We start from the raw sequence: 15,360 nt of genomic DNA, 5'->3' as shown, positions 1-15,360 counted from the left end.
CGGCGGAGCTAGCGCCGAGGACAAAGAGACCGCGGCCGCGGAACCACGCGCACGCAGCGAACAGGATGCACCGATCACAGCCGACGAAGCTGCTGACCGCCAGCCCGCACAACAGTCCCGTCCCGCATCCTCCGACGCCGCCGCGGCACGGTCGGCCACGCATTCCGAGTTGGGCGAGAAAGCCGTCACCTCCGGGGAGGCGACCGCGCCCCGATCGGTCGGCGAGGTGGACGAAACGTTGCCACCGCCAAAACCCCCGGCGAGCGCCGCGCCACGCCCGGTGCGCGAAGTCCACGAAGAGCCCGGCGCCCCAAGTGAACACGCCGCGATCGCCGACGGTGCCTCCGGCAATCAGATGCCCGCACGGTCCCATCCGACCGCCGAGACAACAAAGACCGCGGGTGACGGCGCCGGGGCTCGCGCCGAGATCAAAGAGGAGACCGCGGCTGCGGAACCACGCCCACGCAGCGAACAGGATGCACCGATCGCAGCCGACGAAGGTGCTGACCACGGGCCTGCCCAACCGGCACGTCCCACAGCCTCCGACGCCGCGACGGCACAGTCGGGCGAGGCGGTGGGCGAAACGTCGCCGAAGCTCCCGGCGACCGCCACGCCGGCCGGCGATTATCACGAAAAACCGTATACCCCAACACAAAACAGCGCGGAAGCGATGGTCGGGTCGAGCCCCGCCGACGAGCACGGCGCGGTCGCGAAGGGTGCAGGCACCGAGACATCGGCGCGGCAGCATCCCGTCGTCGGGGCCGAGGCGGGATCGGCGGGCGTTCACGCCGAACACGGGTCGTCGGGTGCTGAAGAGCATGTGACCCCGCAGCGGGATACGACAGCGGAGCAGTCCGGTCAGGAAACGGGACGGACCGAGGCGGACGGCCCCGAAACACCTGCGGCGGACCAGCACTCGATTTCGGTGCTCGATGAGCTGAGCGCTGCGGCTGCCGATCACGACAGTCTCGCCGACGCAGCCGCTCTGCCGCGCAGCGACCGCGACAAGGCGGTCGATCTGGTGCTCGACTTCAACCAGGCCAACGCCGATCATGTTCCGGAAAGCCAACGCCTGTCCAACCTTCCGGACGACGTGCTCATGGCCGGCCTGCACAGCGGCGATGAGCACCAGTCGTTGCTGGCGACAATGGAGATCATCCGCCGCGGCACGATCAGCGCGAAGGTGCCAGGCGGCATGGTGCTGCGGGTCGAACAGGCCGAAGCCGTCTACGCGATGAAATCGCGTCCGGTGGAGATGAAGCCCGGCCAGGGCAAATCGCTGGTATTCATGGCAGCCGCGATGCAACGTGCGGTGCAGCACAAGTCGGTTCTGCTCGTGACCACGACAGATGGGCTGGCCAACCGCGAAGTCAACTCGTATCGAAAGCTGTTGACCGGCGACGAGGAGTTCGCCGGAGCGCAGAAGTTGTTGGGCAAATTCGGGATCGACGTGTTCCGCGCCGATCAGCAGACCGGTTTCGGGCCGATCACCGAGGGGCGGCCGGCGATCGTGGTTGCTACCGGCGAGACGGTCGGGCATCTGTGTAATAAGGGAGTCGAGCCACCGCGCCACGCGCTGATCGACGAGATGGACGGCATCATCGACCGCGGTGAGCGGCAGTTCCTCCGGTCGGAAGGCGTGGAAGGGCCGGCGTCGACGGAAACGGCGAAGGAGGTGTTCGACGCACACGACTTCCTCATGAAGGCGCTCGGGAACGGCACGCTGTCCCACGAGGATTTCGGCCTCGTTCGGTTCGCCGAGCATATCGACGTATATCCCGACGGCACACCGGAATACATGTTCTGGTACGACGGTCAACCCGAACTCACGCCTGAGGGACGGGCGAAGGTCGAGACGCTTTCCGGTGGAACCAAATGGCTCGAAGGTATGGGAGCCTCGCGGCTCGAGGCCGCCGCCCAGGCGGAGTTTCTTGTTCGCAATGGTGTCCATTACCGAATGGGCGCGGGCAAGATCAAGATCATCGATCAGGCCGAACACAGTATTCAACACAACCCGAAGACAACGAGCGAATCCCGGTGGAGCGCGGAGCCGGGTAAGGCGAGCCTCGCGCAGGCCGTCGAGGCCAAGGAGATTCGCGCGGCCGAAACTCGTAACGAGAGCGCCGAGCAGCATGGGATCGTGGTGCGCGCGGACGCGGAATCCGCCAAACGCATCAATTCCGTGGAAATCTACCGTGTCGGCAGATTCTTCGACGAGGTAACGGGTGCGTCGGGAACTCTGACGGACCTGAATCCGGTGCTGAAGAAGATCTACGGGCTGCAGGAAGTCCACGAGGTCGCGAGGTCGCAAACGCATCGGCTGGTGGAGGGCCAGCCCGACCTGGTCGAAAGCACCTACGCCAAGCTGCGCACGATCGCTGAATACGCGGGCGGGATGCGGGATGGTGGTGGGGGCCGGTTCCAGATGGTCCTATGTCACCGCGACGATCTGGTCACCCGGCAGGTCACGGCGCTGGAACGCGCCGGGGTGCCGAGAGAGGCGATCGAATCGGTCGACGCCGAGCGGATCATCGGCTGGGGCGCGGACTGGGAAGCCCAGTTGCAGAAGGTGTTCGACGAGGCCGGCGAACAGGGCAAGATCCTGGTGATCAACCGCCAGGGCCAGCGCGGTGTCGATATCTCGGTGTCCGACACGGTGAAGACCAAGGGCGGCATGCACGTCTGGATGACCGAGGCCCCCGAGCAGTCCTACATCCACGAACAGGCCAAGAACCGCACCGCACGGAACGGGCAGCGCGGCAGCGCACAGGTGGTGATGTCGCCGCAGGACGCGCTGATCCGCAATGCCATGCACCTGCGCGGAGTCCGAGAGGCGGTAATCGTCTACGAACAGGCGGTGGCCGCCCACGCGACCGATCCCACTCCTCAGCACCATGAGGCGGTGGTCGCGGCACAGCACGCCGTCCGCGAGCTGGTGCCCGAACTGCAGCAGCGCTCGCTGCGGCACTCCACCGCGGACTTCATCCGCCATCATGCGAGTTCCACATACCTTCCGGCCCTCGCCATCGCCGAAGCCGAGACCGGCCATTACCGCGGCAACACCGACTTCGGCCGCCCGGACGGGCCGGCGGACCGGACGGCCCGCCTGGCCGGGCTGCTGGGGATACCCGCCCCGGTCCTCGCCGGTCATCTGGCCGTTCCCGAACGTGACGGTGCCATCGATCCGTTGCGAGAACTGCTGGAGCAGAACGGAATTCCGCTCGCAGGGGTGGAGGCTCTACGTCAACACGTCGATGCGACCGCGCCCGCGTCGGTCCTGCAACGCGCCTTGTTCACCGACGAACAAGCGCTGGACCACCTGACGCCCCTGCGGGATCGGCTCGCCGTCGCGCTCGGCGTGCACATCGCCGATCTCGACGGCGCCGAAGGTATGCGCACCGTCGATCCCGCGCTGACCGACGCCAGGAACATCCTGGCGGAGGCGCTGGGGTGCCCGGCCTCCGCGATCACCCCCACCATCGCCCGCGACATCCTCGGCGAGGCGGTCGGTGACCACCTGACCGCCGTGAACGCCGGACAACCCGCCTCCCGGGACGGTATCGCCACGGCTGCGGTGGATTCCGAGTCTGTCGATTCCGGGTCGGTGGATTCCGTGTCGGTGGATCTGGACGCCCGGGATCCGGAGGCCGAAACCCCGGGCTCCGGCGATCGGACGGACGCCGATATCATCGCCGCCGCGTCACAGTATCTGGCCACCGCGGCCCTGCTCGATCTGGTCGTGCAGATCCACCGCCGCAGCCCGAACAGTTGCGTCAACAATGCGGTAACCGGCATGCGAGTGTTGTGCCCCGACAACGCCCGCCGTTTCGAGATGCCCGCCACCACACTGAGGGGCCACGGCCGCGATGTGGTGCGCGAGGTGTTCGGCGCCGGGCTCGAGAAGGCCGAATCGCTCAAGCAGGTCGCCGAAACGTTGAAATCCCGGCCGGGTGGCATCAGCGTCCTGGTCTACAAATGGAAGGACACCCGGGCGACCGGCAGCGCCGACGCCGACGACCGTACGGTCTTGCTGGTCAACGACAGCGACTCGATCGACGAACCGAACCTGGTCGTCGTCGACTTAGCGGTCTCGCGGGACGGTGACACCGCGAACGACTACGCCCCCAAGGACCTGCGGAACCGCCGCACGATGCTGAACAAAGCTGTCGGATTCGATAATTGGCGCCGCGAGCAGAAGAAGTTCATCGATCGGCTGCCGATGGAGAAGCGGCTGTTCGAGACCATAGAGTTCGACCGCGACGGCAACCTCGTCACCCGTTCGCGCACGGGCGCTCCGACGACCGAGATCCTGCCGCCATCCCAGCAGGTCCTCGTTTCCGACGCCACGGTAGACGAAATCGACGCGGTATTCGCCAGCCTACCGGACCTGGGTGGGGCAACGCCGGTTCGACCAGGTACCGCCAGGTCCAACGACCCACGCCGAGACGAACACTCACCGGTCGGAGCCAGACCATCGGAGCACGCAGCGAATCCGCCGTCACCGAACAGCCGCAAGCAGCATCCCTTTGCGGTACTCAACTGCCTCCCATGGATTTCCCGCATCATCTGGGCCCTCGGAAACGACGACGCCACCGCAAACCCCGACCCCACCAAACGCCTTCCGGCCGCCCTCGAGAAGAACATCAGAGCCGGACTGCAACGGGACGAAAACCAGCGAGCAGGCGACCCCGTCCGCCGAGCAGCCGAAAACCTAATTCGAGACCCCACCGCCGACACAGCCGTAATCGTGGTCGGCAAAGGAACCAGGGCACACCCCTACGTGCTCACCGACGTCAACGGCACCGTCTATATCTACGACCCCCTGATCGCCAGCGGTCGCCATCGCATGCGCATCTTCGACCCCGACACATGGGAACCCGGCTACCCCGACCCCGACTACGCCTACCACGCCACCTTCCGCAACGTCGGCGGACGACTCGTCGCCGACACCACACCCGACCGAACCCAAGAGGCGACCGAACACAAAAACCAGCACATCACCGGACCGTTCGACAGGATCCGGGACAAGCTGCCCCACCCCTTCCTGGGGTTGGAACGCGCCGAATCGAGTATCGGGAGTACGAGCGAAAAATCTATTCCCCCAGCCGATCCCGATGGCGTCGCACACGCTGCCAACAGACACGAATCACGCGCAAAGTCCAGCGCGGCCCCATCACCGACCTCCGTGCCATCCGCGCGACACCGGCTGACGCAAGGGGCTCCGGATCCGTCTGCTGACGAGACCTGGATCGCAACGCCGACCCATCGACGCCACGACTTCGGCCTGGTTACCGCGGTTGATCCCAACGAGCCATTCCGACCGAACGCCCGTTCGCGGGAAACACCCGCGCCGGCGGAAGCCGTGCCGGGAGAGAACGATTCAGGGGCGCGAACGGCATCCGCCGCAGACTTGCCCGACCAAACGGCGTCTACTCCAACTGACGCTCCCTCCGGTCGGGTCGAGCGGAAAGTGCGCTTCCTCGGCCTGCGTTGGCGGAAAACCGCGCCGGCGAGTCCAGACGACCAAGACGGCGGCTCGATTCGCGAGTTGTTGCTTGACCGTCGGATGCGGGCGACAACTTTCGGCCCCCTCGCAAACCTCACCGGCGCCGAACTGATGGGGCAAATGGTCCCCCTCTTTCTAGCACGTAACTACGGGGAGACCCAGGCAGCAGCATATGGAGCCGCTGAGCAGGTAGCGGCCAGCGCCGCGCAGCTCCCAGCCGGGGTACTCGCCGACCGTGATGCTCTCGTGGCGATACGGAATAGCCTGCTCTGGGGTTTGGTGAATTCAACCGGCACCACCCTGTGGATCTTGCTCGATGGGCCGTGGCTGCCGGAAGTCCTCATCACCGCGTCCACGGTCGAGGCGGTCGCGGCGGCGGTGTACGGTGCCGGTGCCGCGCGCATGAGGAACGAACTGGCGGGTAAGAAGCGAGCCGTCGCCAACAACGCTCTGACCAATATGCTGCAGAGCTTTCCTCGCCTCGCGAGTTTCGCCCTCGGACCCGAGATGTTGTCAGCTGCACCATATTTGCCCGCTGCAGCAAACGCCGCGTCTTATGCCTGGACCTACGCAACGCGGCCGACCTCGCGGCAAGACGACCTCCCGGCCCCCGAGGAAACCACGAAGATCAAGTCGCTGCGGGAGCGGGTCCGCGAAATCTCGGCGGGAGCACACATAGTGCTCCACCACCCCGCGCTGCTCGCCGACGCTGTCACGATGGGGTTGATGAACGTCGAACTCGGCTTCCAAAGGCTAGAGATCGCCATCACAGTCTCGAATGGTCACACGAGCGGCATACAGACTGTGGCAATACTTTTCGCCACACCGGTCGGCGGGTTGCTCGGCTCCTGGCTGGGTGCGCGCAAAATGTTCGGGAAGTTCTCGATCAACACGATGCTGACCGGACGACTAGCGGCCACCGCGGGCGCCGCAAGCGCCGCGGCGCTTCTCCCCGATACCAGCCAGCCTGTTCCGGTCAGTCTCGGTCTCGCGGCGACCCAGGTGCTGATCGGGGCAGCGGCGACCCGCATCGGCGCCTACAGACAACAAAACGTTGACAACGGGCTGCAAGGCCGAGTCGCAGTGATCAACCCGCTGGTCGGTAGGGGCGGCTTTGCGGCCGGTCAGCTTGGGACCGCTGTTCTGTCCGCCCGCCTCGGTATGGACCTCACCGGCATAATCGCCGCTTCGACGTTCGGTGGCATCGCGGGCTGGGCCCTCGTACGACAAATCGCTCAGAAGGTGCGCCATCGCCGCTCGGACCGCACACGCGCAGAGATCCGCACGTGTATGCCCTGGGTCATCGACATCCTTCGACAGAACGGCCTGCCCACCCTTCCCTTCGACGGAGTCAAAGCCACCGACTTCCAGGCCGCCACCAGCGCGAATCTGATAAAGCTGAAAACCACCGAGCCCCACCAATCGGCCGACCCGATGAAAAAGGCCGTCGACTACCTCCGCACGAAACCGGTCGGCACCTACGCCGTCGCCATTGTCGGCGACGGTACCAACGCACACGCCTACATCATCACCCGCAGGACAAGCCCCGAAACAGGACTCACAAACACCTACATCCACGACCAGCTCACCGGCGGCGAAGCGCGGCCCTACTTCGACTGGAAAGCCCATCGCGATTACTCTTACAACAAGCTCGAACACACTTACGTCGCCTACTTCGATCCCCTCGAAGACGGCACCCTCACCCCCCACACCACTCCGGGGCGATCCGAACTCGACGATACCTTCGACTCCGACATCACCGGACCACCAACACCGAACGCCGAAACCCCGGACCCCGAGCCGAACCCGCAGTCATGGGGCAGGAGGCGCAAGAAAGTAGCGCCCGCCGGGCATCAGCCCACAGCATCATCGCAAAACCCCCCTCCGGATTCGGGGCAAGCAGCAGCGAAGGCTGCGAATTCCGAGCCGGACAGCGCCACGACCGAGCGATCACCGTCTGCTCCTCCGCCAATACTCGCGGCCGAAGAACCGGGCACCGCGGCGGCAGAATCTGAGGACGTCGCGGGCACCGAGACGGACGAATCAGAGGGTGACGGAAGAGACGATTCGCTGGTGCGGCTCATTCGCCGCGAGCCCTACGTGGGTGTACGTATCGGCGCCGAATTGCTGGACAATATGAGTTCCGAGCTCCTGGCGATGATGACGTCGCTGTACTTCATGGAGAACGGCGCGGCAGAACTTGCCGGCCTGGTCGCGGGGGCCACCAACCTCGTGTATGTAGCCGGCGCGCTGATCGGGGGTCATCTCAGCGACCACGTCGCACCCAAAGGATTGATGACCGGCACCTTGGCCTTTGCAGCGGTGTCGGACATCGCCGCAACGATCAACCTGGAGTCCGGATCGACCTACGCCGTCCCGGTCCTCATCGTGACGACACTCGTCAATGCGGGCGCCGCGGTCCTTTACACCATTGTCGCCGACAACCTGCTCGCCGGGATGGTCGGCAACGCACAACTCGGGTTGAACCGCCTGAACAACCTGAAGGTTCATACCACCCGCGTTCTCGGAAACGTGCTGGCGCCCGCGGCGCTGGCCGCCGGTGCCTGGCCGGCTCCTCTCGTGAGCCTCGGTGCCGACATTGTGAATCTCATGACAGTAAGGCAGCTACCGGACTCCCATAACAAGCCGAAATCGGACAAAGAACAAGGCATACTGGAATCCATCGCCGAGGGCGCGCGAATCGTGAAGGATTCCCCCCATCGAATACGCAGCATGGCCGTCATCGGTTCCACCAATGCGTATCTGGGATTGGAAGGACTGCTGGCCACGTCAGTAGTGACCGACTCCGGGCTTTCGATTTGGCAACAGGGAGCCGCGCTGTCGCTCATCCCGCTCGGTGGTGTGGCCGGGACCTTCCTGATACCCAAGCGGTGGGTAAAAGAGATCAGTATCGAAACCCTGCGGACGATCAGTTTGGCGGGGCTCGGCGTTCCCGCGATTCTCGCGGCAACCACCACGAACCCCTGGGAGACGTCGGCACTATTCGGCCTCACGTGGGCAAGCCTCGGCATGGCCGGACCACCCATGCGTACCCATATGAACAACGCGACGCCGCCGGAATTCCGTGGGCGCGTGAGATCGTTTGGCACCGTTGTCAACAGAGGCGCGGTCGCGTTGACGCCGCTCGTCGGCGCAGCCTTGATAGGGCTGTTCGGGAACCAGACTGCCAGCGAATCTACGGCGGTGGCATTCGGCTCCCTGGCCGGCTGGTCAATGTACCGGCGGCTGTTCAAGGCAAAGACGAATCAGCTGCCGAACAGCGAGATCGACGCAGCGATATCCAATAATTCTGAGCGGCAACAGGATCCACCCCGACATCCGCTGCGCACCCCCTGGGCCGTAGCCCCGCTCCCCTCCAGCCTGCGCCGAATCGCCAAGGATGCGGCACGCGACGCGGCCGAGACCCGGACCGACGCACTACGCCCAGCAGCCCAACTCGGCGTCGAGATCGTGGACCGACCCCTCGCTGCCATCGCTCGCGACGTGGACGAGTTGCTGCGACTGCACAAATCACGTGACGCAGCAGTTCTGCGCGGACTGGTCGTCACCGACGCCACAGCCCAGGTCCTCCTCCGCGAAGACGTGCCCGAGCTCGCCGAACGGTTCGCGGCGGCGAACGAGCACATCGCTACCGCTAGTTGGTATGCGGCCCAGGTGCGCAAGGCGTTGGCCATCGTAGTCGCGAGGACCGTTCTCGAGGCCGAGGGCGCGGAGCCTATCGCTGAGGGCATCGGGGTGGTATCCGGTGAGTCACGGCGCATCGTGGTCGCCTCACCGCTTCGCAATCAACAGCATCTGCTCGACGTGCTCAAGCCGGGATATAGACAGCAAGCCCAACGGGACGGCATCCCGATCGAGTACTGGCACGTCCTGGTCGACGAAGAGGGCAATCGTACAGTCGAGCCGATATCCGGCAGCCATCCCGGATACGACCCAGGCATCCGCTATTACGTGGACGAAGCAGATATCGCGTGGATGCATCGGCTTCTCGATCAGCGTAGCTTCGTCGAGAAGAGATCCGAAGCCATTGCCTCGGGCGAACTCTCACGCGACAACATCCGACTCAAAGGCCACTTCAACAGCGCGCAGGACGTCGTTCTGGTTTCCTACCGAAACGGCTTCCAGGAGATCCAGAAGACGGTTCGACAGACCGAGCACGCCGATGCCGAGTATTTGGTTGCGAAGACGTTGCGTGCGGTCGGACTAGCGGCTCCGGAAACCGTACGTCTCGATGAACTCGTATTGGCCATCGAGTTTGTGCCGGGTACCGATGCGGAAAACCTCGGGGAGTCGGAGGTCTGGCGACGATTCTTCGACACACCATCTGGAAGACGGCTAGGTAAGGGCGACTTCCTCATACAAGCGCTCGACCGCCTCGCGGATGTCAACTGGCGCGTTCGTGAGCGCCGAGGAGACATGGTCCCCTACGACAACAGCATGTCGTTCAGGAACAAGGTCCCAGCGGACGGCTTCACCGAGCGGGTCAGCGACGGCAGCGGAAGTCCGATTGTCCACGACATACCTCGAGCAGAGTTGGTCGCGGATCGGCGCCGAATCATGGCGCTCGAACCCGAATTCGCGCGGTTGAATCGCCTGGACTGGTTCCGGACCGTCCTGGACAACCTGACGCTGCTGGAGCAACACGCACAGGATGGGGCCGCACCCGCTGCACCCGGTCCGGACGCGGTTCTCGCCGCACTCGAGCGGCGCGGAGATCGGCTGGCGGAAAAGCTGAACCTGACATACCGCAAAACACCATCCCAGTGGCGCGCAGAGCTCGCATACCTGCAGGAAACAGCCCCGCACCAGCATGAAGAGAACGACATCGCCACGCTAGCCGCCGTGGTCAAACTGCACCTTCATGCCCAGATGCGCCAGTGGAGCCCCGATGATGTGGTGCGCTCGCCCGCGGCTTATCTGGAGATGCTGGACCAGCGACTCGCCGATCTGGAACACGAGGCCGAGAACCGGGATATAGGTCTCGTGTACGAAGAATCGCGGGCGAAGTCCGTGAGCCGCGAACTTGACTTCCCGCAAAAGCTGGACGATCGACAGGAAGCGCCCGAACCCGAAGTCATCGCCAACTGCGCAATCCACATCGCGCGTGTTCACAAGGCGCTCGGCGACGACTCGACACCCCAGCCTGTCGACACCGACCAACGATGGGACGCCGACGACAACTGGCGAATCACTGAAGAAACCCTGGGTACCCAACTGCGCCCGATGAAGACCAAGGGTGCCGACCCCATCGCCATTGCCGTCGCAACGATCCGGGACCCGGCGAACACTATCGACAGAGCAGCCGTCGCCGTCGGCAATCATATTCACTACGTCGTAGATGCAGGCGGCGAAATCCTTGTCTTCGACACTCTCGTCGGCGCCATCGGGCCGCGTAGAACCGCACCGGCACAACGCGATCTGCGCGTCCGCAACTACGACGGTGACAAGGACGGAAACCATAAATGGCAACCAAGCTACCCGGATTACGAGGAGGCCTTCTGCGCCTTTTTCGGGCAGCGATCCGAGGGCGTTTCAGCGCCCGCCCGTGACCGGGTCTCCGCGTTCCGGCATCGCAAACATCCTCCCAAACTGCTCGGTCGCCCTGACGAACGGAACATCTCGACCCCGGAGGAGTGGATGGCAAACCGTCTCGCGCTACGCCGGGCTTTGCATGCGGAGTTGGTCAGAGTTGGTGGCGCGTCGGCGGCGATTTCCGACCGCCGCAGCGTGGAGATCGTTCTTACCAGACTGTTGCAACGCCGCCGCGCCGGAACATTGACCGCGAAGCAGGCACTCGGCATCGAGTTGGCAGAGGTATTCCTCCGGCTGGACACCGAGCTCAACGATGTGGGCGAGCCGTTCGGCAACCGCCCGACGACCACGACTGTCGATTACGCACCGCCTCCGCCCACCGCCGGAAGGCTGCAAGGCGTATTCCCGCCGCAGGTTCACACCAGTTTCTCGTTCGACTGCAGCACCGGCAACTCCCGCCTGAACATTTGGCGCAATGCCGTTCGCGTGCTGCAACAAGCCGGCCTCGGCAACCCGCTCATCGCCCTCGATGCAGACAGCAAGCCGGTGTGGCCGGCGCGACTCGTGGGAGATATCGCGCAGTCACACGGATTCACCATTGTCGCTGTGGCAGACGCTGCAAAGTTCAGTGCCATCGGCCTTGACGTACGTCCGGACAGCCGCCAAGCGACCGGTCCGTTCCCCACCTTGACGAGGTATGAGCATGACCGACTGACCACTCTCACAGAACAATTCGGTCACACGTCCTGGGAACAGGTCCTGGCTTCGGCCAAGGGCAACTTGGTCCGGGTACGAACACGGTTGGACGGAAGCGCGCCCGACGGTAGGCAGATCAACGTCACGCTCCGCCCGGACCCGGGCGGCGCAACCGGGCGATTCGATGCCCGGATCGCCACCGCGGACGGACCGGTTCCCATGTCTGGCACCTTCCGAATCGACCGCGGCGTCGTAATCACCGGGGTCGCCGTGCCGCATGCTGATACTGCGACTACAACGTCACGAGCCCGCACCGTCCGATCGGCCGCTGCGCCCGGACAGTCGGCTGCTCGACAATTATCTTCCGAAGATCTCGACATTTGCGGGCGCCCCGAGCACGGATCGCTTCAATCCGGCCGGCCCACACCCTGGAGCGGACGTCGGGCCAGCGATGGTACACCGCATTCGGCGCCGGATCGGCCGCTGGATGCCGGAACATCGCATCCACCAGACGCCGCGCACAGTTGCGACAGGTTTGCCGACGCACCTCCCCGACCGAACTCTCGCGCGCCCAGGTGGTGTGACTGATCATCGGCACCCCACCGCGTCCGGTGCCGCGGCTGCAGACGGCCAACTAACGGGCATCCACGATCAACCAAGGTGCTGGTGCTCACGTTTCCCACAGGGAGAAACGTAATCCAAACGGCGACTCTGACAAATGTGCCCCAAACGAGCTTGACTTGAACTGCGCTTCAAGTAGGACGATGGATTCATGACAACAAACACTTCTGACGCAGACAGCTTGAACCCCCAGGTAGCCGTCTTTTTGGAACGTCTCGCGGCAGCCAATTTCGGCGAGCTTCACACCTTCACTCCCGCGCAGGCGCGCGAGGGGTCCCGCCGTCAAATCCCACTGCTGGCGCCGCCCGAAGCGATTGCGCAAGTCGAAGACCGCACGATCTCCACGCCGGCTGGAGAAACCGCCATTCGCATCTTCACTCCGGACGCCGAGGGGCCGTTGCCGATCCTCGTGTTCTTCCATGGTGGCGGCTTCCTCCTGGGCGATCTCGACACACACGATGGGCTGTGCCGAAGCCTGGCCAACAACGGCGCCTGCATCGTCGTGTCGGTCGACTACCCGCTCGCGCCGGAGCACAAATTCCCCGCGGCGCCGAACGCATGCTTCCACGCCACCGCCTGGGTGGCCGCCAACGCGAGCAGCTTCGGTGGCGACCCTGACCGAATCGCGGTAGGGGGCGACAGCGCGGGTGGCAATCTGGCCGCCGTAGTCGCGCAACGAGCCAGCGCCGAGAACGGGCCGTCTCTCACTTTCCAGCTGCTCATCTACCCCGACCTCGACTTCCGTCGGACCAACTTCAGCATTACCGAGTACGCGGGAAAGTACGGGAATATCGGACGGGCGGCCCAGGACTGGTTCATGGACAACTATCTCAACAGTGAAGAGGAAAAGCTCTATCCAGAAGTGTCGCCACTGCTGGCGCCCGACGTAAAGGGCCTTCCTGAAGCGCTAATCATCACAGCTGAATTCGACGCGCTTCGCGACGAGGGCGAACAGTACGGTGAGCGCCTCGAGCAGGCCGGCGTGCCGGTAACGGTCACCCGCTACCCCGGCATGATCCACGAGTTCATCCGCCACAACTTCGATGACAGCGAGAAGGCGAGGCGCGATGCCGGTGCGGCACTGAAGGCGGCCTTCAGCCGATGACTGCCGGAGTGTCGCGGCGAGCCGCGATCACAGGGCTCTGTCGACCGTCGCGAAGGACCGCTTGAATTCAGGGCATTCGACGATCGGACTGTGTTCGCATGTGGCGGCGTGCCGCAACCCGTTCCGCATGCGAACCAGCCGGTCGATCTCGTCATTCAACTGGAGGGCCTTCTCGGCCATGCCGGCACGTAACTCGGTATCGTCTGGTTTCGCGGTCAAGAACCGAGACACCTGTGCAAGTGTGAATCCCGCCGCGCGGGCACAAGTCACCAGCGCGAGCCGGTCCAGCACGTCAGGCCGGTAGGTACGCCGGAGCCCATTTCGTCCCTCAGGCTCGATCAACCCGCGTTTCTCATAGAACCGCAACGCCGAGGGCGCCAATCCCGTCTGTGCTGCCACTTCCGCGATGTCGAGGACTGTCACGCTCGCCTCCCTACTTGAACTTCGCTTCAAGTACGACTATAGCCCCCGCCGCGGGCGCAGTCCTCGACCGGCCGGACTTCGGTCCTCCATCGAAAGGCCCGAAACCCCCGATGGCGGGGCGCACCCGAGCGTGCGCCCCGTCTTGCACCACCTCCGGCCTGGGGCCGTTGTGGCGCAGGCATACAGCAGCACAGGCCGACGACCGCTCGGAGTGGAATAAGGCGTACGAAAGGGCCGCGCACGCACTTGTAAGTACGTACTTCCCAATGGAAAGTCTCTCTCTGATAGTTAGTTCATGGAGCTTTCGGGATCTGGTTATCGCGCAGCGGCCGCGCAGGAGGTGCTGTTGGGCGTAACCGGAATGGCAGTTATCGCCCAACTTTACCTGTCGGTGCCTCTGTCACCCGATGTCGCGCAGTCCTTTCCGGGCGCCGAAACGCCGACGATCTTCGGCGGTTCTTTCGGTGGCAGTTACGCGACCGGGTTTCTGTTGCTGTCACGACCGGTCGGTCGAAGTGAGCCTCGGACCGCAATCGTGCTAGCACTGAGCTCCCTGGCAATCACAACGCTTTTCACCGCACAGGCAACGTCGTGGACGGAACTCGTAGGCGCCAGAGCATTGCAGGGGTTGAGCGCTTCAGCGTTCACGCCGGCTCTTCTGGCTTTCATCGCACGCCAACTGCCATCGGAGCGAAAGTCGACGGCAGCCGGCCTGACTGCCGCATTCTTCCTCTCGGCGGTCGCCGTCGCTCAAGTCGGCGGACAAGAACTCGAAATGGTCATCGGGTGGCGCGGCGTGCTCCTCATATTCGCTGCGGCATATGGCATCGCCGCTGTTACCCTTGCGGCAATTCTTCCCTCAGCTCGCACACCCGATACTTTCGATCCCGCAGCGGACCGCGTCACGTGGCGTGTCAATCTGCTAGTACTCGGCCGAGGAGAGTTCCGAGCACTACTGCTGATCACGCTGACGGCGCTGGCGGGCCTCGTGGCGTTGTATTCGGCCGCCTCACGGAGCCATGTGCTCAGCGCTAGTGAGGTACAGGCCGTGCGTCTGGCCGCGATTCCGGCGCTCGCGATGGCCTGGCCTGCCGGTCGCCTTCTCTCTCGCGTTGATCTCCGGAATGTTCTCCGGATAGGCCTGGCGACATGTGCCGTAGGCGAGCTGGCGGCCACGGTCTTGGTCGAGAACGGTTTGGTCGTAGCAGGATTCGTCATCGGAGTGGAGCTCAGCTCGCTCGGGGTGGCTATGGTCGTGCCGGCCCTCATGGAAGCAGTGCGCCGTGCGGACCCCAGCGGTGCAATCGGCCCCAGTGCATACCCGTTTTGCCTCTTCGTCGGTGCCACAGCGGGAGGTGCGGTCGTTGCTCCGCCGGGTCCCTTGTGCCTGTCGCTGAGCTCCTTACATCTGCTGGCGGCAACGGCGTCGGCCAGTTACGTCACCTCGCGTGCGTGA

General features: G+C 64.3%; 4 protein-coding genes. 3 read left to right on the top strand and 1 reads right to left on the bottom strand.

What is annotated here, in order from left to right; translation table 11 throughout:
- The first annotated feature begins 280 nt into the window (after positions 1 to 280).
- Entirely contained in the window at positions 281 to 12,343 is a 12,063-nt protein-coding gene (locus ACPCUW_RS32820) for an MFS transporter (protein ID WP_423429170.1), read from the top strand.
- Between the two features lie 184 nt (positions 12,344 to 12,527).
- Positions 12,528 to 13,481 (top strand): alpha/beta hydrolase, encoded by a 954-nt coding sequence (locus ACPCUW_RS32815; RefSeq protein WP_423429169.1) that lies wholly within the window; start codon positions 12,528 to 12,530, stop codon positions 13,479 to 13,481.
- 27 nt (positions 13,482 to 13,508) lie between these two features.
- Here ACPCUW_RS32815 and ACPCUW_RS32810 read toward each other — a convergent pair whose 3' ends face one another.
- Positions 13,509 to 13,904, bottom strand: coding sequence for a MerR family transcriptional regulator (locus ACPCUW_RS32810; RefSeq protein WP_423429167.1), 396 nt, complete (start codon positions 13,902 to 13,904; stop codon positions 13,509 to 13,511).
- Between the two features lie 295 nt (positions 13,905 to 14,199).
- Here ACPCUW_RS32810 and ACPCUW_RS32805 point away from each other — a divergent pair, with 295 nt between their 5' ends.
- Complete coding sequence (locus tag ACPCUW_RS32805) at positions 14,200 to 15,360, top strand: MFS transporter (RefSeq protein ID WP_423429165.1); 1,161 nt, start codon at positions 14,200 to 14,202, stop codon at positions 15,358 to 15,360.

The organism is Nocardia sp. AB354, assembly GCF_049538315.1.
Lineage (GTDB): Bacteria > Actinomycetota > Actinomycetes > Mycobacteriales > Mycobacteriaceae > Nocardia > Nocardia nova.
Note: the sequence above shows the minus strand (reverse complement) of the source record. Positions and strands in the feature narration are given on the sequence as shown.

Excerpts from the sequence above, each read along its gene's own strand:
- ACPCUW_RS32815 (WP_423429169.1), top strand. The coding sequence starts at position 12,528 with ATGACAACAAACACTTCTGACGCAGACAGCTTGAACCCCCAGGTAGCC.
- ACPCUW_RS32805 (WP_423429165.1), top strand. The coding sequence starts at position 14,200 with ATGGAGCTTTCGGGATCTGGTTATCGCGCAGCGGCCGCGCAGGAGGTG.